This window comes from Vibrio sp. 10N.222.46.A1 (assembly GCF_041473595.1).
GTDB lineage: Bacteria > Pseudomonadota > Gammaproteobacteria > Enterobacterales > Vibrionaceae > Vibrio > Vibrio tasmaniensis_A.
The window spans coordinates 1-262 of record NZ_JBFRSN010001079.1 but is presented as its reverse complement, the minus strand read 5'-3'; the positions used below and the strand labels follow the sequence as shown (position 1 = coordinate 262).

Genomic DNA, 262 nt, shown 5'->3' with positions numbered 1-262 from the left:
CTCATGAATACACGGCAGGTTTTGATGCCACTCAACCTGAGTACAGTACATGGATTCAAAGGGACCGTGACCAAAAGGCGAAAGAGTTGTTGAGAGAAGCCGGGTACGATGCTTCTAACCCGCTAGATTTTAAATTGCTTTACAACACCAGTGAATCGAATAAGTCGATTGCGGTGGCGATTGCATCCATGCTGAAAAGCAATCTAGGCGCGCAAGTTGAGTTGGAAAACCAAGAGTGGAAGTCTTACTTAGTATCACTGGG

Annotated in this window: 1 protein-coding gene; it reads left to right on the top strand. The window is 45.8% G+C overall.

Annotation, left to right across the window (positions count from 1 at the left end; all coding sequences use genetic code 11):
• The coding region (locus AB4496_RS23945) for an ABC transporter substrate-binding protein (RefSeq protein WP_372132256.1) at positions 1–262 on the top strand (262 nt) is incomplete at both ends.